The organism is Mesorhizobium sp. IMUNJ 23232 (genome assembly GCF_044326205.1).
Lineage (GTDB): Bacteria > Pseudomonadota > Alphaproteobacteria > Rhizobiales > Rhizobiaceae > Kumtagia.
The window spans coordinates 46,603-63,409 of sequence record NZ_JBIRCY010000030.1; the positions used below are offsets into that span (position 1 = coordinate 46,603).

The following is a 16,807-nucleotide window of genomic DNA, read 5'->3' on the forward strand; positions in this document are numbered from 1 at the left end:
CTTTTAGGTCTATCGCTCACCTCGCGCTCGCGCGGCAACAGGTCCGGCTGAGCAAGGGCGAGCTGAACCCTTAGTCCGGATCGTATCCCGGATGCGGTTCCAAACCTTGGCTGGGCCGGGGTGGGATTAGCATCACCAACCCTTTCTTTCTGTGCGTCCTCCAGTGGGCGGCCGTGTACCCGGAGCGGCGAGTTGATCAGCTACGAGGACCTTGATGCCCGCTGCCGGCTGCGGCTTCTTCCCAGTCTTCTCCGACCGCGGTCCGTATATTGAACCAGTAACGGCACATCTACTTCGCTCTGGAACTCTATACCGCAGCCGACATGGTCCTGCTCGTGAACAGAAGCCAAAGACTATTGGACTTTTGACAGCACAGCTGAATCGCTAGTGCTCGCTCGCCAGACCCAAAGGAGACAGGATTCCATTGAGCTTCTGCATTGTGGTTCTCGATGCGGCAAATCTCACAAGAAGGCGTGCACGATCAAGGAGGTAAGGATCGCATTCAGGCTCATTGCGATTCCCGAGAACAGTCCCGCGAGAGGGTGCACTGCGTAGGCTCTTGCCGTATCGATTCCGTGAGAAGCGAGCCCTACTGCGAACCCTCTGGCGCTGAAATCCTTCACGCGCATCGCATTCATGAGCGGCGTTACCATGACGGCGCCGCAGATTCCGGTGAGGACGACGACAGTGGCGGTCAGGGACGGATTTCCTCCGAGGCCAGAGGAAACTGCCATTGCAATGGCGGCGGTAGTGGACTTCGGCGCAAGCGATGCGGTGACCGGTTCAGCAAGCCGGAAGGCGCGGCAGAGCAACACCGTCGAGCCGACCGCAGTTGCGCTTCCGACAACAAGTGCGACGGATATCGGAAAGAGGTTTGCTTTCACCGGGGAGAGCCTCTCGTAGAGCGGAATTCCCAACGCGACCGTGGCAGGGCCCAGCAGGAAGTGTATGAACTGGGCTCCGTCGAAATACCTGCGGTAGTCTACCTTTGCGATGAGCAGGACGAGAGCGATCGCGCTGACCGACACCAAGGTCGGGTTCAGCAACGGATTGCCGAGAGACAGCTTCGACAGGCCAACAGCGGCGATCCAGACCGCCAAGGTTGCCGTAAGCCACAGAAGGGGCGACGCGGCAAGGTAGACCCACAGTCCCTCACCCATCGGCGCCACCTGCGACGAGGCGCTTCGCTACGACGAACGCCAAAACGGTCGCCGTCAGCGTAAGCAGTGTCGATACAAGCACGACCCCGAGTATTGCAGCACCCTGGGACCGGATCAGGTCAACGTGCTGCACGATTCCGACGCCCGCCGGCACGAACACAATGCCCAGGTTTGCCAGGATCACTGTGGAGACGGAAGAAACCCGACCACGGACATTGTTCAGGACCCGGAGCCGTCTCGAGATTAAAAAGACCGTGGGGATAAGAGCCATTCCAAGGACTGGGCCGGGAACAATTCCGTTGAGGAAGTAGGCAGCGATTTCGCCGATCAGCTGAAAGACGAGCAGCAGGCAGATCCCGACGAGCATGCAGCCATTCCCTACAGCAACCCCGGGCGAAGCAAACGCTGCGCCACCAAGTCGAGCTTGGAACACAAGTCCGCTCGCACGGCTATCGTCTGAGACTGTGACGGAAATCTTTTCGGCGGGTTCTTACCCAACTTTACTCATGTCAGCCACTCCTTCCGCGACGATGCCGCCAGACTTGGGCTATCGCTGCAGTCGGCACATCCGGGATGGAGAAGTGTGCCGGGAACATATCGCCTAACCACCTGGGGAGGATAACATGGGCATTGCATTGGCTGTCTTTTTTACCGACGCTCGCCGTGTCGCGAAGCGTATGCTGCTGACTTCCGCGGTCTTCGTCGCAACGACATCACTTACCAATTCAGCAAGTGCCGAAGCCATCAACTGGCGGCAGTTCGAGGGCACCAGCATTACCTGGGCGTACGACATTCATCCTTATGCGGATGCAGTTGCGGCGCAATTGCCTGAGTTCGAGAAGCTTACCGGCATCAAGGTCACGCCGGAGCTCTATCCGGATGACTCATACTGGAGCAAGCTGACGATCCAGTTGACCACCAAATCGCCTGCATGGGACGTTGTCGGGATCGGGATCCAGCCTGCATGGGACCTCGCGCCCGGCGGCTCGCTTGAGCCCCTGGACAAGTACCTGAATGATCCGAAGCTCACGGATGCCGACTACGACTACAACGACTTCTTCCCCAGCCTGCGCTCTGCGCTCACCTGGAAGCTGGAAGACGGCCAGATAGCGCCGGGCGAAGGCGGCCATGTGTGGGCGATCCCGCACGCCTTCGAGAACATCCAGCTCTTCTACCGCAAGGATATTCTCGACAAGTACAAGATTGCAGTTCCGACCACTCCTCCCGAGATGGCCGCGGCCTGCGAGACGCTGAGGGGGGCTGATCCTTCGATCACCCCTCTCGGCGTCCGCGGTGTCCGCTTCTGGAGCAGCATCCACACCGCACCCGTATCGATCGCCCGGTCTTATGGCGTGAAGGATTTTTTCATGAAGGACGGCAAGCTCGACACGGGTCTGGACTCGCCTGAATCGATCGCTTTCCACAAAGACTACGTGGACATGATCAAGAAATGCGCGGCCCCTTCCTTTGCCAACGACAACTGGTATCAGGTGGTCGATGGAATTTCTTCCGGTCGCACGGCAATGGCGGTCGACGCGAATATGTTCGGTTTCTGGAACGATGTGACCGGTAAGCCCGCCTCGGGCAAGATCGCCTTCGCGCCACCTCTGCGTGCGCCGAACGCGCAGAACTTCGAATCCAACATATGGATCTGGTCGCTGGCCATGAACGCCGCTTCGCAAAAGAAGGGGGCTGCCTGGTTGTTCATTCAGTGGGCGACCTCGAAGCAGGTCGATCTCAACGGCGCCGTGGCGGGCCACCTCGTCAACTCTCCGCGTACCTCGACGTGGAACGACAAGGGCTGGCTCGACTACGCCGCCAAGCCGGAGTTCAACAACTTCGTCGAGACATTCAAGACCGTCCAGGAGCGGGCCGCGCTGGCGTTTACGCCACGTGTCGGCTTCGGTGAAGCGATGAACGCCTGGGCGGTCGCGATGCAGAAGATGGTCAACGGCGACGACGTCGAGTCCACCCTCCACGATCTGGCCGAAGAGATCCGCGCTGGCATGTAATGATGAAGCGGGCGGCAGGCTTGTGCCGCCCGCTTCATCCTAGTGGAGTCCTGACTTGACCTGTGAAGTCATGAAAGCTGCCGTTGCCGTCGATACTGGCAAATCGGCGGCCGGCAAGCGAAAGGCCGATGCCGGCACGCCCGAGCGGTCGATCGACTGGCTGAGCCTCGTCGTCATCCTTCCAGCAATCCTGATCCTGCTCGGGTTCCTGCTTCTCTTCTTCTATGGAGTGTACCAGTCCTTCACCGACCTGCGCCTCGGTCGTCCCAATGTGAACTTCGTCGGCTTCGCCAACTACATCGCGCTGGGTAAAACCGTCGACTTCTGGAACAATATCCGGGTCACCCTCGCTTATGCGATCTGCGCTGTGATGCTGCAGGCTCTCCTCGGTCTGGCGATTGCCAAGCTTTTCGCCTCCGGCGTGATGCTGGCGCGTTGGCTGAGGCCGGTCATCCTGCTTCCGCTCGTGCTGCCACCGATGAGTGTCGCCCTCATGTGGACGACCATGATGAATCCTCAGAGCGGCATCCTGAATTACCTTTTCTCGCTCGTCGGCCTCGGTCCGTTCGCATGGATATCCGATCCGAGAACCGCACTATTTTCAGTGATCCTGATTGACGTCTGGACCTACACCCCGTTCTTCACGCTGATCATCTTCGCGGGGCTCCAGGGCATCACCGACGACATAAGGGAGGCCGCGCGGATCAACGGCGCGAAGGCCTGGGCGATGTTCGTCAACATCGAGCTGCCGCTTGTTGCACCCTACATCCTGATCGCCGCGGTCTTCCGCCTTATCGAGTCATTCAACCAGTTCGACATCATCTTCGGGACCACCCAGGGAGGTCCTGGCGACGCGACGTCCGCGCTTTCCGTGCAGGCCTACATCACCGCTTTCCAGAACCTGACTTTCGGCCGCGGCGCCGCGCTGATGGTGGTCAACTGGCTCATCGTCCTGATCGGCGCGTTCGTGACCGTCAAGGCATGGCAGGCACTTCGCCACAGGGTAAACTGAGGCTCGGATCCGATGGATTACACCCGCTCCCCGGCCACTCGTCTCGTCCTCAACGCGCTGGTCGCGCTTTGCGTCGCCGTGCTGGCCTTCCCGCTTGTTTGGATCGTCATGATGGCGCTCAAGCAGCAGAACGAGGTGATGGCCTGGCCGCCGTCCTTCATCTTCGCGCCGACCCTCGATAATTTCCGCGTGCTGTTTGACGCCGCCCAGGCAGGCGCCACCAGCTACGGAACGATCAAGGTCGACTTCCTCAGCCCGATCCTCAACAGCGTGGTCATCGCGCTCGGATCCGTCGTCGTCTCCCTGATCGCAGGCGTCCCAGCAGGGTATGTTCTCGCCCGCCGCGACATCCCCCTCAAGGAAGACATCGCTTTCTTCATCCTGGGCTTCCGTTTCGCTCCGGTCCTCCTCGTCGTGATCCCGCTCTTCAGCCTGTTCCAGGCGATCGGCCTCTACGACACCTATCTCGGCATGATCTGGGTCTATCAGGTGGTGACGCTGCCGATGATCGTCTGGCTCACCCGCTCGTACGTCGAGGACATCCCGAAGGACATCGAGGAGGCCGCCGCGATCGATGGAGCGAAACCTTTCCGGGTCGTCCTTCACATCGTGTTGCCGCTCTTGAAGCCCGGCCTGATCGGAGCATCCCTGCTCGTCTTCCTGCTGGCCTGGCACAACTTCGCTCTTGGCCTGATGCTGAGCTCGACGAAAGCTCCGGTCACCGTGGCTCTTCTGAAGCTGCTCAATCCTGGGGTTCAATTCTATCCGGTTATGGCGGCCGGATTGGTCGTGACGATGATCGTGCCGGTGATCCTGATCGTCGTTGGCCAGCGGCACCTCGAGCGCGGCTTGACGTTCGGAGCAGTCAAATGAGCACCACGCCGCTCATCTTCTTCGGCACGACCAACCTCGACCTGTGCTTCAACGTCGAGCGTCTGCCGACCCCGGGCGAAAGCCTGATCGGCTCGCTCGTCAGACATCCCGGTGGCAAGGGAGCCAACCAGGCGGTGGCCGCGGCAAGACTGGGACTGAAGCCCAGGTTCTTTACCCGCCTCGGCGACGACGAGTCTGGTGGCATCCTGCTGCGTTCGCTCACTGACGCCGGCGTGATCACCGACGCCGTACAGATCGCCAAGGGCGAAGCCTCCGGCTCTGCTCTTGTGATGGTCGGCGACGACGGCGGCAACATGATCGTCATCGATCCCGGCGCGAACGCCAACGTCACGTCGAAGGTGATCGACGAAGTCGCGGACCGCATAGAGCGGGGATCGATCGTCGTTGCCGAAATGGGCCTACCCGTTCCCGCCCTGGAGCGCCTATTTTCGCTCAAGGATTCGCTCGGCTTCCGGCTGATCTTCAATCCAGCTCCGGTGAGGCCTGGCCTGTCACGCGACGCGTGGTCGAAGGTGGACTTCGTGACGCCGAACGCGTCTGAAACCTTCGAACTCACCGGCGTCGAGGTTGTCGGCCCGGAAAGCGCCGCAGATGCGGCAAGCGCCCTCCTGGAACTCGGTCCGAAAGCCGCCGTCATCACCATGGGGGAGCGGGGAGCGTTCTACGCCGATGCCGAGCAGTCCTTCCTCGTGCCCTCCTTCCCCGTTGTCGTCGTCGACACCACGGCCGCGGGAGACGCTTTCAACGGAGGCTTCGCCGCAGGTCTGGCGCGCGGCCTGACAGTCCGCGAAGCCGTCCGTCAGGCCATGGCCGTGGCAGCCCTATGCGTGACGAAGCGGGGCGCCCAGCCTTCGATGCCGACCGCTGAAGCCGTCGATGAATTCCTGAACCACAGAACCTTGTTGGAGATACGATGACCTCTCCCTTGTTTTCCATGTCCGGGAGCACGATCCTCGTGACTGGCGCCGGCGGCGGAATAGGCGCGGCCATAACTGGCGCGTTCCTCTCGACCGGCGCAAACGTGTTGGCAACTGACGCCAATAGCGACGCCCTGGCCAAGGCGCTTGAAGGGGTCGAAGGCGGTGACCGTGCGGTGACGCTTTCGATGGACGTCACCAGCGAGAGTGATATCCGACGCGTCATGGAGGTCGTCGCGGAGCGCTTCGGCAAGCTCGATGCCTTGGTGAATAACGCCGGGATCAAGTCCGGCGAACGGCTGCTTTCAGGCGACCAGGCCAAGATCGACCGCACCATGAAGATCAATTCCGACGCCGTGCTGCTCTGCTCCAAGCTGGTGGTCGAACGTTTTATGCGGGACACTGGCGGCCGCATCATCAACATCGGGTCTTCACTGTCCTCCCAGGGTGCGGTGTTCAATTATCAGGCGGGAGGCGCTGACTATTGCTTCTCCAAGGCCGTGGTGCACGACCTCACAAAGCTGCTGGCCTACGAATGCGCGCCACTCGGCATCAACGTCAACGGCGTCGCTCCCGGCATCATCGACACGCCGATGCACGGACGGCCGCGCGAGGAAACCGAGGCGCGTCACGCCGGCCGCATACCTCTAGGCCGCGTGGGAACCCCGGAAGACGTCGCGGGGCTCGCCGTGTTCCTCGCGAGCCCCGCGGCTGCCTACATCACCGGGCAGATCGTGCACGTGAACGGCGGGATGTTGATGAATGGCTGAACAGGCGAACACGCTCGTTTGGCCCAAGTTGAAGGGCATCGTCTCCGATCTCGACGGCGTCATCTACCGGGGCAAGATCGCGATACCGGATGCGGTGGAGGCCTTCAAGACCTGGCAGAAGGAAGGCATTCCGTTCTGTTTCGTCACCAACAACTCCACGCATACCGCGCAGGACGTGGTCTCGAAGCTCGTCGGTTTCGGGCTCGACGTCAGCGAGGACAATGTTGTCACCTCAGCGGTCACGGCCGCCGAACTGATACGGCGCACCTATTCGGCAGGAACGCGGACCTATGTGATCGGCGCCGCTTCGTTGAGGAAGGCGATCACCGATGCCGACCTTGAGATCACCGACAGGGAACCCGCCATCGTCGTGATGGGGCTCGACCGGGAGATCACCCACGAGAAGCTGCGCATCGCCGTTGACGCCGTTCTGAAGGGCGCCGTCCTCATAGGCACCAACCCCGATCTCCTGCTGCCGACCCCGACCGGTTTCGAGCCGGGCGCAGGGGCGATGCTGACCGCTGTCGCGGCCGCGGCGCGCGTGAAGCCGATCATCGTCGGCAAGCCCGAGACACACATGATCGAGGCTGCGCTGTCCAGGATCGGGACTAAGAGGTCTTCGACCCTGATGATCGGGGATCAGATCCCGACCGACATCCAGGCGGGCAAGCGCGCCGGCCTCTGCGCGGTCCTGGTCACGACAGGCGTTCCGCCCGTGAACGATGCGACGCTTCTGCCGCCTGACTTCACGATATCCAGTTTGAAGCAGATCCCCTTGGGGCCCTGACGCGGCGAACAGGGGATCGGGAGGTTAAAATGGCTGAAGTCCGTCTCGAGGGTATCAGAAAGGCCTACGGGAATCTCGACATCCTTCACGGCATAGACCTCGACATCGCGCACGGCGAGTTTGTCGTCTTTGTCGGCCCGTCCGGATCCGGCAAGTCGACGCTGCTGCGCATGATCGGAGGCCTGGAGAAGATTTCGGGCGGCACGCTGAAGATTGACGACAAGGTCGTGAACCGGATCGACGCCGCCGACCGCAATCTCGGCATGGTGTTCCAGTCCTACGCGCTTTACCCGCACCTGACCGTTCGCGACAACCTGGCCTTCCCGCTGCGGATGGCGAAAATGCGCAAGGACCAGATCGCGGCAAAGGTTCAGGCGGCCGCCGCTTTGCTGCAGATCGAACACCTGCTCGACCGCAAGCCGAAGCAGCTTTCGGGTGGCCAGCGCCAGCGTGTTGCCATCGGGCGCGCGATCGTGCGGGAGCCGAAGGTCTTCCTGTTCGACGAACCGCTTTCGAACCTCGACACCGAATTGCGCGTCCAGATGCGGGTGCAGATCGCCAAGCTTCACAGGCAGCTCGGCAATACGATGATTTACGTCACGCACGACCAGGTCGAAGCAATGACCATGGCGGACAAGATCGTCGTGCTGAAAGACGGACGCGTCGAGCAGGTCGGAAGCCCGCATGACCTCTATCACCGCCCAGCGACCAGGTTCGTCGCTGGCTTCATCGGGTCGCCCCGCATGAACTTCCTTCCCTGCACACTCAAGTCGATGGATCAGGCACACGTGGAGATCGCCCTCAACGAGAGGCTCACCCGATGGCTTCCGGTCCAAGGGAATTCCCTGGCTTCGGGCGAGCCGCTCACATTGGGCATTCGGCCTGACGACTTCGTCGCTCCCACGGGTGCGCCTGGCGAGCTCATCATCGACATCGATGTGGACTTCGTCGAACATCTCGGAAGCGCTACCTACCTTTACGGCTCGGCGCTCGGCGAAAACATCGTCGCTCTCTCCCCCACGGATCACTTCCATGCCGGGAAAAGCGGAAAGATTACCCTCGCAGCTTCCCCGTCCGACTGTCACGTGTTCACCAAGGACGGGAAGGCCCTGCCCCGGCTGGAAACGCCGGAGAACTGGAACTGAGGCGTCCGGAAGCTCGATGTGCTACAGTGAGCCAGATCTCACGGGGCAGCGAACATAACAGGCCTGAAGCAATTCCTCAGCAACAGCCGCTCCTTCATGCTGGGCGCCGCCATCGGCTCGGGCATGACCGCTCGCGCCGCCGAGCGGGCGGGCGCCGACTTCGTGCTCGCGCTCAATGCTGGACGCTTCCGGGCCATGGGCGGTTCGTCTCCCGCATCGGTGCTTCCCATTCGTGACAGCAATGCGTTCGTCGCCGGATTCGGCCGCTCGGAAATCCTGAGAAGCACAAAGCTGCCAGTTTTCTTCGGCGCTTGCACCTTCGACCCAAGGCTGGACCTCGATCAGTTTCTGGATCGCCTCAAGCGTTGGGGGTTCGCCGGGGTCACCAACTTCCCATCGGTGATCCATCTCGACGCAATGAGGCGCGCAATTCTGGAGAACTGCGGCCTCGGCTACGGCCGCGAGACGGAGCTGCTTGTAAAGGCGGCCGAACGCGGCCTGATGACGATAGCCTACACCCGGACTCAGTCGGAAGCCCGGCGCATGGTGGAGGCGGGCGTCGAGGCGGTCTGCATGAACTTCAACCTCAACCCGGCAGAAACCGCCGTCTCCTCGTCGTCAATTGGGCTCGCCGAACTGGCCGCACGGACCGGAGACATCGCGCACGCCGTCCATGCGATCAACCGCAACGTCGTGTGCCTGCTGGGCGGTGGTCCGATCACCAGGCCGGAAGAACTCATGGACGTCTGCCGCGAGACCGGGACCCAAGGATTCATCGGCGGCTCCTCGCTCGACCGTGTTCCCCTTGAGATGTCGGTCCTCGAGATGACGTCCGGCTTCAAGACGATCCACGTTCTCAGGGAAAAGGTCGACCTGCTGGAACGCCAGCTGCAGCTGAACGGCTACAGGCACGGCATTATCGCGCGCTCCGCCGCCATGAACCACGCGCTGGAAAGCGCCAAGCGGCTGGCGTCCGGCACCAATCCGGTGCTGATCGTCGGTGAGCCAGGCACCGGCAAACGGCGGGTGGCGTCCCTCGTCCACTCGTTCGGGGCTAAAAGACACCGCAAGGCGGTTACATTCCCATGCAGAAGGGTACCGGGAGATCAGAACTCGGTCGCGTTGTTCGGTCTCGAAGCGGGGAAGGATACCAAGCGACGGATTTCGCTGCTTGAAATGGCATCGGACACCGCGATCATCATCCTTCACCTGAACGAACTGTCCGACGACGGGCAGGAACAGCTGGCCGACTTCCTGGAGACGGGAACCTTCGACGCCGTCAATGGCGTCGCTGCTGTGCGATCCGATGCGAAGGTCATCGCGACCTGTACGGTTGCCGCTGGGGCGGACCTGGAGACGCTGCCCATCTCCCCCCGTCTGCGGGCCGCCTTCACTGGTCTCGAGATCGAGCTGCCGCCCCTGCGGGACAGGCTGGAAGACCTGCCCGCACTCATCCACCACTTTACAGTCGAAACGAAGGGCGACGCCGAGGCAAAACCCCTGCCGATTGAAAACTCTGCCTTTCTGGCGCTTGCCAGTCACCGCTGGCCAGGCAATGTCCGGGAGCTCAGGCACGCCGTCGAGCAGCTGGCAACTTTGCCGCCAGGAACGCCAATAACGGCCGATCTTGTCCAGCCGGTGCTGGGAACTCGACCAGCCCATAAGCAAATGACAAGCCTCTCCGAGAGGGAGTGGATCATAGACGCGCTCCGGCGCAACAAGCTCCACAGGGGCAAGGCAGCCGCCGCATTGGGCATGTCCCGCAAGACGCTCTACAACAAGATCAAGAGCCTGCGGATATTGGAGTAGCCGTTGGGCTGCCAACGGACGCTACAGTCCAGACAGGCAGCGCCGAAGATACCTCCTTCGATACGACCTGCCGCAATTCGATCCGCTCCGAAACAGGATACTCCCACTTCTCGGCAGGCATATGGACGATCGCATCCAACCGACCGGGAAGGCGCGCCTCAGCGTTCGCGACTTCCTCGGCAGACGTAGCCATGAATGCCAGTCGCATGCCGGAATCGGCAAACCATTTCAGCCGCTCGATCTCGATCGGGTTCTCCGCGCTGGTGGACGCGGGAGAACCCTCGGCAACGACCGCCGGCGGGAAGTTGATTACCCCTGCGAATCCCTTGTTGGACAGCAGATCAGCGAGGTCTTCCCATAGGGTGAACGGATCGATCATCATCACAGCGGCGTAACAGCGCCGGCCGTCGACCGGGTCCATTTCCCCCAGCGCCTGCAGCAGCACCGCATTCCAGTCGACGATCGGCAGCGTGGCCATCACGAGTGGCAGACCCTTCGGCAAGGCGCGCAACGAGGGCGCGAAGACATACGCCGTCTCAGCTTCGCCGGCGTCGAGGGCATCGCGACCGGCCAGCTCATCCACGATCAACCACCTACCCAATTTTACCCATCTCCAGTTCAGCCAGCGATTATACGCCTGCGGCCGCAGGTCTAAAGCTCGCAATAGATTGTGCAAGGACGGAGTGCGCAAGGGAGCATCCGATGGAACCTATCAGCCGTATTTCGGGGGCACCTCAGCGGCGCGGGCAGGAAATGCCGTGACTGAGGCCAAGTCGTCAGACGGGGCAGTCGCCATCGTCGCCACGCTGGACACCAAACAGGCCGAGGCTTCGTTCGTCGCCGAGATCATCCGGTCGCGCGGCAGGGAAGTCGTCTTCGTCGACGTCGGCACGTCGAAGGACGGCGCCGCGCGGTCGAACGATCCCGCGTCCTTGCTTGCGGAAATCGGGCGGAATGCCCGCGCGTCCGTCAACGCACTTCACGTCGACGGCACGATCACCGCGATCGTCGGCATCGCCGGAGGGAAGGGTAGCGGCGTCTTCGGCGAGGCGGTAGCGGACCTCCCCTACGGGTTCCCGAAACTGCTCGTTTCCAGCGCACGTCCTGCGCTGCTTGCGGATCTCGCGGCAAGGAGCGACATCCTTCTATATCCGACGATTGTCGACCTGTTCGGCATCAACGGGTTCACGTCACGAATCCTGCGCAACGCCGCCGACGCGATCGCAGCGATGCACTACGCGCCGCAACAGCCAGGTTCCCGCCGCAAGATTGTCGCCATGACCGCCTTCGGCGTGACGACGCCCGCGGTCAATCACTGCGTCCGGCTGCTTTCCCAATATGGCATCGAAACCATCGTGTTCCCGGCGAACGGAGCCGGGGGGCGCAAGATGGAGTCCCTTGTCGACGCCGGCGAGTTCGACGCGGTCCTCGATCTCACCACGACGGAACTCGCAGACGAACATCTCGGAGGGACCGCGACGGCCGGGGCTGAGCGCCTGACCGCGGCGGGCCGCAAGGGAATCCCCCAGCTGATCGCGCCCGGCGCCGTGGACATGGTGAACTTCGGGATTCGCTCGTCCGTGCCTGCGCGCTTTTGTGACCGCAAGCTCTACGCGCACACCCCCTACACGACGCTCATGAGGACGAGCGAGGACGAAACCTTCGAGATCGGCCGCATCACCGCCCAGAAGCTTGCGGGGGCCAAGGGTCCGTCCCTCGTTATTTGGCCGTCCGAAGGCGTCTCCGATTACGATCGTGAGGGCGGCGTCTTTCATGACCCGGGCGCGAACCGGGCTTGGCTGGCCGGGCTCCGCAGCGCTCTCCCCGCTTCGGTGCAATGCCAGGAACTCCGTTGCCACATCAACGATCCCGCCTTCGCGGAAGCCGCAGTCGGTTGGATCGTCGACCAGATCCATAACAGGGGAGTTCGCGATGCGCATGTTTGAACGATCGGAGATCCTCGCGAACATCGAGGTACAGACCTCCAAGGGCAACGCCATTCTCGCGGCAGGCAGCAGCTGCGGTCTCGTCGCCAAATGCGCGGCTCTGGGCGGCGCGGACATGCTTGTCGTCTACAGCACGGGCCTCTCGCGGCTCATGGGTCTGCCGACAAGCCGGATCGGTGACTCAAACACCCGGACCGTCGAAATGGCGGCTGAGATACGCAACGTTGTTTCGGACGTTCCGGTCGTCGGCGGCATCGAGGCGTGGGATCCCGTCCGCCTCGACCTCGACAGGCTGCTCGACCAGTTCTGGGCGGCCGGTTACTCCGGCGTCATCAACTACCCGACAATCTCGACCATGGGCGACAAGTGGCGCGACCGCCGTGGCCGCGTCGGGCTCGGCTTCGAGCGCGAAGTCGAGATGATCGCAAAGGCAAGGAAGAAGGACATCTTCTCGATGGCGTACGTCGCCTCCGCCGAAGACGCCGCTGCGATGGCCGAGGCAGGAGCGGACTGCATCGTCCCCCATGTCGGCGCCACCCGCGGCGGACTGGTCGGCCACGAGGAAGGCCAAGCGATCGGGGAAGTCATCCGGAAAATCAACCTGATTAACGAAGCGGCCCGGGCCGTCCGTCCAGACGTCGTGCTGCTCGCTCATGGCGGCGCAATCGCCGAGCCGGAAGACACCGCCGAAGTCTACAGGTCGACGGATTGCGTCGGCTTCGTCGGCGCTTCCTCGATCGAAAGGATTCCGATCGAGCGGGCCGTCAAATCGGCCGCCGAAGCCTTCAAGGCCGTACCCCTCAACCGCGCCAGCGCCTGAGCGCACGCCTGCCTGCGAGAGACACATGGCCGAGACCGCTAGCCCCATCGCCTCGAGGCGACCCGCTGTGTCCCGTTGGGACGCTGTGTTCGACGTCATCGCGGTCGGGAGCGGCGCGGCTGGACTGTCGGCGGCGCTCTACGCCGCGCAGGCCGGTCTCCGCGTCCTCGTCTCCGAGAAATCCCCGCGGCTCGGAGGGACGACGGCCCTGTCGAACGGCATGATCTGGGTTCCCTGCTCTCCCCAGGCCGTGGCCGGGAAGGTGAACGACAGCATCGACAACGCCCGGACCTACCTGAAGGGCGAACTCGGCAACTACTACCGCGAGGACTTCGTCGAGGCCTATCTGGCGGACGGGCCCGCTGCCCTTGTCGAGATCGAGAAGGGGTCGGACGTGAAGTTCACGCTTGCTTCGCCGCCGGACTATCATTCGAGCCAGCCCGGTGGGGTGAACTCCGGCCGGGCGCTGAGCCCCGCGCCCTATGACGGTCGCCTGCTGGGGAAGGATTTCGACCTGGTCGGCGACCCAATCCGGGTGGTCCTCGGCGGCATGATGATCTCGTCCGGCGAGGTCGGGAAGTTCCTGAACCCTTTCAAGTCGATGGATTCGCTGCGGCACGTGCTCCGCCGCTTGGGCCGCTATGCAGGCGACCGGATGCGGTATCGCCGCGGCACGGAGCTTAGCGGTGGCAACGCGCTGATAGCACGGTTCATCACGAGCCTGCGCAAGCGTAAGGTCGACATCTGGACGCAAGCGCCGCTGGCCGAACTCATTATGGACCACGGCAAGGTGATCGGCGCGGTGATCCGCAAGGATGGCCACGAGCTGCGCGTCAAGGCCGAGAGAGGCATCGTCCTCGCGACCGGCGGATTTGCACGTGATGCAGGGCTCCGCGCGGCTCTCAGCGGCGACCACCAGCACGAGGACACACTGGCGCATCCGGACGCGACGGGCGACGGCATCAAGATCGGGCTGGGGGCCGGAGGGAAGATCGACAACGAAGTCGCGAGCGCAGGGTTCTGGACGCCGGTCTCGCTTCTGCGCGACACGAAGGGGGGCGTTCACACGGTCCCCTATGGTTGGCTCGACCGCGGCCGCCCCGGCGTGATCGCGGTGGGACCCGACGCGCGGCGGTTCGTCAACGAATCCAATCCGTACCACGACATCTGCATCGCGATGTTCCAGAACGGGTACCCGAAGGACGATCGGTTCTATTTCATCTGCGATCATGAGTTCCTGAAAAAGCGCGGCATGGGACAGCTGCTTCCGTGGCCCTGGACCTTCAGCACCAAGCCGTACGAGCGCGTCGGCTACATCCATGTGGCCGACACGCTAACCGGGCTGGCGGGCAAGATCGGGCTCGATCCGAACGCGCTCGAAGCGACGGTCAAGGAACACAACGAACACACCGGGACCGGCATCGACCCCTATTTCCATCGCGGCGAGTCCGCCTTCAACCGCACGCTCGGCGATCCCTCGGTCGGCAAGGTCAATCCGAATCTTGGCCCGATCAAGACTGGACCCTTCGTCGCATTGAAGATCGTTCCTGCCACGCTGGGGACGGCGACCGGACTGGCTACCGACACGTCGAACAGGGTTCTCGATGCGCATGGAAAGCCGATTGATGGTTTGTTTGCCTGCGGCAATGACGCGACGTCTGTCATGCGCGGCATCTATCCGGGCGCGGGCATCACAATCGGGCCGGGCATTGTGTTCGCCTATCGCGCCGTGAAGGCAATCCGCGACGGCATCCACTAGCCTTTTTGACGCGGGTCGCTGATGGTTTCCACGCATCGCGTCAAAACGCGTACCGGATACTGCCAACCGACGCCAGAGGGGCCGAATGATTTCGAGAACGATAATCGTTGGAGTGAGCGAGGGGCGAATAGCCTGGTGATGTGACGGTCATGTTCGCGGGCTCAGTCGGCTCGGTCACTCGAGCCTGCTGCAGCAGCCTCATCGACGATATGCCCAGGAAAAAACCCGCAAGGGTCGACACAGGGAAAGGGAGCCCTCGGTCCCAGTGAGATTAAATTGCAACAACCGCCTTCGCCGGGCTCGATTGGAGGATACCTACGATCTTATGATCCGCCTCCGGCGAAGTATGACGGCGCAGGAAATTTGTTCGGAAGTGCTCGAGTTCGCGAGCCGAATTGGCGCCAGCCATCTGCTCGCGGGCGTAATCCCGCCTCCAGCGCTGTCCAGGACCGGGCAGTTGTCCCATGTCCTGTTACACTCCTGGCCAAGGGAATGGTCGGAGCGCTACTTTTCGAGTGGCTATCTGTATCGTGATCCTACGATTCGCCTAGTTCGTGAAGGTACGGCTTCCTTTCTCTGGAGTGAACTCGACACTCATCGTCCGATTTCTCTGCCCGAGAAATCAGTTATGAGCGAAGCGACCGAATTTCGCTTGTTAGAAGGTTTCACGATCGCGCTTTCCACGGTGGAGCGGCAGCCGATCGGCATTTCCATCGCGGGAGAGCGGTTGGAGTTTAGTCGGCGAGAGCGGCTTAGCTTAGAGCTCATTTCAGCGTATGCGGCCGGTTGCGCGATCGTGCTCATGGAAGGAGGCCTCCGGCCCGAGATTCGACTCTCGCCTCGCCAATTGGATGTTCTTCGTTGGGCATCAGAAGGCCTCAAAAACGAGGAGATCGCAGATCGCCTTTCTATTAGCGCTCATACAGCAGAAATGCACTTGCGAGCCATTCGTGAGAAACTGGGCGTCACAAACACCGTTCATGCGGTCGCAGAGGCGCTTCGGCTCAGAATAATTTTTTGAACCTACGGAATTTCGTAGTGCCGACTCCGTACATGACGGGGGACGATCGATTGATCTCCAATTGGAGGACTATCGATGCTGAACATCGTCACTTCTCACACTATCGATCGCTACCAAATAGAGCTGAATGAGGCTTTCCGGCTCCGCCATCGTGTCTTTGTTGAAGAAAAGGGCTGGACCGGTCTCCGTCGTGACGACGGGTGTGAGATCGACCGCTTCGACGACGAGCACGCCGTTCACATGCTTTATGTCGAGGCTGGACGGGTGATCGGCTATCAGCGGATGCTGCCTACAACTCAGCCGCATCTGCTTTCGGATGTTATGCCTGAGCTGTGCGAAGGCAGGCGTCCGGTTGGGCCCAATATCTGGGAGTGGACGCGCTACTGTGTGGAGCCGGCATATCGGGAGCGCGGCCGGATGCTCAGCCCGGTCGCGAACGCGCTGCTCTCCGGCATCGTCGAATGGGGCCTCGACACCGGGGTCGACACGATCATCATCGAGACGAACCCGCTCTGGCTACTGCGTCTGGTGCAACTCCATTTCCGGGTGACGCCGCTGGGCTTGCCTCGATTGATCAACGGCGAGGAGACAGTTGCCGTCACAGCCAGCTTCGACAGACGGACGCTCGACCGGCTCCGCGAAACGCGCACGGTTTCTCCCGCCGCCGTCGCGCCGCCTGCGTTGAGCAGCCGTCGAACCCATAATCGTCAGGCACCATAGTCCGAAACCACGACTCCAGCAGACGGGGCGCCACC

At 62.0% G+C, this 16,807-nt stretch carries 16 protein-coding genes; 13 read left to right on the forward strand and 3 right to left on the reverse strand.

Annotated elements, in window-relative coordinates:
- Positions 1-461: 461 nt before the first annotated feature.
- Both ACH196_RS21230 and ACH196_RS21235 read right to left on the reverse strand, forming a co-directional pair.
- Positions 462-1,160, reverse strand: coding sequence for an LrgB family protein (locus ACH196_RS21230; protein ID WP_396648919.1), 699 nt, complete (start codon positions 1,158-1,160; stop codon positions 462-464).
- The gene (locus tag ACH196_RS21235; protein WP_396648920.1) at positions 1,153-1,527 is read right to left on the reverse strand and encodes a CidA/LrgA family protein; all 375 of its coding nucleotides are present in this window, start codon (positions 1,525-1,527) and stop codon (positions 1,153-1,155) included. Before ACH196_RS21235 ends, ACH196_RS21230 begins: the two co-directional genes overlap by 8 nt.
- Positions 1,528-1,783: 256 nt before the next feature.
- On the opposite strand from ACH196_RS21235, the gene ACH196_RS21240 reads away from it, so the two are divergent.
- The 8 genes from ACH196_RS21240 (at position 1,784) to ACH196_RS21275 (ending at position 10,506) form a co-directional block, all read left to right on the forward strand.
- Positions 1,784-3,172: an ABC transporter substrate-binding protein gene (locus ACH196_RS21240; protein WP_396648921.1), complete on the forward strand. Its 1,389-nt coding sequence runs from the start codon at positions 1,784-1,786 to the stop codon at positions 3,170-3,172.
- Positions 3,173-3,227: 55 nt separating this feature from the next.
- Positions 3,228-4,184, forward strand: coding sequence for a carbohydrate ABC transporter permease (locus tag ACH196_RS21245; protein ID WP_396648922.1), 957 nt, complete (start codon positions 3,228-3,230; stop codon positions 4,182-4,184).
- A gap of 12 nt (positions 4,185-4,196) precedes the next feature.
- Positions 4,197-5,057 (forward strand): carbohydrate ABC transporter permease, encoded by an 861-nt coding sequence (locus tag ACH196_RS21250; protein ID WP_396648923.1) that lies wholly within the window; start codon positions 4,197-4,199, stop codon positions 5,055-5,057.
- Positions 5,054-5,995, forward strand: a complete 942-nt coding sequence (locus ACH196_RS21255; RefSeq protein ID WP_396648924.1) for a ribokinase — start codon at positions 5,054-5,056, stop codon at positions 5,993-5,995. The genes ACH196_RS21250 and ACH196_RS21255 overlap by 4 nt, the downstream gene beginning before the upstream one ends.
- A gap of 17 nt (positions 5,996-6,012) precedes the next feature.
- A complete protein-coding gene (locus ACH196_RS21260) occupies positions 6,013-6,765 on the forward strand; it encodes an SDR family NAD(P)-dependent oxidoreductase (protein ID WP_396648970.1) in 753 nt (250 codons plus the stop codon).
- Positions 6,758-7,552, forward strand: coding sequence for an HAD-IIA family hydrolase (locus ACH196_RS21265; RefSeq protein ID WP_396648925.1), 795 nt, complete (start codon positions 6,758-6,760; stop codon positions 7,550-7,552). The genes ACH196_RS21260 and ACH196_RS21265 overlap by 8 nt, the downstream gene beginning before the upstream one ends.
- A 29-nt stretch (positions 7,553-7,581) precedes the next feature.
- Entirely contained in the window at positions 7,582-8,697 is a 1,116-nt protein-coding gene (locus tag ACH196_RS21270) for an ABC transporter ATP-binding protein (protein ID WP_396648926.1), read from the forward strand.
- A gap of 63 nt (positions 8,698-8,760) precedes the next feature.
- A complete protein-coding gene (locus ACH196_RS21275) occupies positions 8,761-10,506 on the forward strand; it encodes a phosphoenolpyruvate hydrolase family protein (RefSeq protein WP_396648971.1) in 1,746 nt (581 codons plus the stop codon).
- On the opposite strand, the gene ACH196_RS21280 is transcribed toward ACH196_RS21275, so the two are convergent.
- Positions 10,481-11,089 (reverse strand): hypothetical protein, encoded by a 609-nt coding sequence (locus ACH196_RS21280; protein WP_396648927.1) that lies wholly within the window; start codon positions 11,087-11,089, stop codon positions 10,481-10,483. The genes ACH196_RS21275 and ACH196_RS21280 overlap by 26 nt on opposite strands.
- A 175-nt stretch (positions 11,090-11,264) precedes the next feature.
- On the opposite strand from ACH196_RS21280, the gene ACH196_RS21285 reads away from it, so the two are divergent.
- The 5 genes from ACH196_RS21285 to ACH196_RS21305 all read left to right on the forward strand — a co-directional run bounded on the left by ACH196_RS21285 (position 11,265) and on the right by ACH196_RS21305 (position 16,772).
- Positions 11,265-12,452 (forward strand): Tm-1-like ATP-binding domain-containing protein, encoded by a 1,188-nt coding sequence (locus tag ACH196_RS21285; protein WP_396648928.1) that lies wholly within the window; start codon positions 11,265-11,267, stop codon positions 12,450-12,452.
- The gene (locus tag ACH196_RS21290; RefSeq protein ID WP_396648929.1) at positions 12,439-13,272 is read left to right on the forward strand and encodes a phosphoenolpyruvate hydrolase family protein; all 834 of its coding nucleotides are present in this window, start codon (positions 12,439-12,441) and stop codon (positions 13,270-13,272) included. Before ACH196_RS21285 ends, ACH196_RS21290 begins: the two co-directional genes overlap by 14 nt.
- Positions 13,273-13,357: 85 nt before the next feature.
- On the forward strand, positions 13,358-15,031 hold the full coding sequence (locus tag ACH196_RS21295; RefSeq protein ID WP_396648930.1) for an FAD-dependent oxidoreductase: 1,674 nt from the start codon (positions 13,358-13,360) through the stop codon (positions 15,029-15,031).
- Positions 15,032-15,377: 346 nt separating this feature from the next.
- Positions 15,378-16,052 (forward strand): autoinducer binding domain-containing protein, encoded by a 675-nt coding sequence (locus tag ACH196_RS21300; RefSeq protein ID WP_396648931.1) that lies wholly within the window; start codon positions 15,378-15,380, stop codon positions 16,050-16,052.
- A 75-nt stretch (positions 16,053-16,127) separates the two neighbouring features.
- Positions 16,128-16,772, forward strand: coding sequence for an acyl-homoserine-lactone synthase (locus ACH196_RS21305; RefSeq protein WP_396648932.1), 645 nt, complete (start codon positions 16,128-16,130; stop codon positions 16,770-16,772).
- Positions 16,773-16,807 lie beyond the last annotated feature (35 nt).